Source organism: Achromobacter sp. SIMBA_011 (genome assembly GCF_046535435.1).
GTDB lineage: Bacteria > Pseudomonadota > Gammaproteobacteria > Burkholderiales > Burkholderiaceae_B > Achromobacter > Achromobacter dolens.
The window spans coordinates 1-247 of record NZ_JAWRWN010001004.1 but is presented as its reverse complement, the minus strand read 5'-3'; the positions used below and the strand labels follow the sequence as shown (position 1 = coordinate 247).

The window sequence follows — 247 nt, the reverse complement described above, 5'->3', positions numbered from 1 at the left end:
AGATGAATATCGCCACAAGCCGGCTGGATGAGGCCGCCAAATCGACGGAATTCAACACCACAAACGCTCTGTTTGATAGATCTCTCCTGCACTGGGAGGCCACTAAAGAACTGGGGATGCTGCACACGAAGAACAACGTATTGCCAGTATTCGTACCCGAAGATTTTGTTACCACACCGGACCTCGGCAGGGCGCGACTGATCGGGAGCATTGATACGGCTGACAATCTCAGCCCGCGCTGTACGGC

1 protein-coding gene is annotated in these 247 nt (G+C 54.3%); it reads left to right on the top strand.

Annotated features, from left to right (window positions below):
- A partial coding sequence (locus SB816_RS34045) for a hypothetical protein (protein ID WP_410548504.1) occupies window positions 1-247 on the top strand: 247 nt, incomplete at both ends.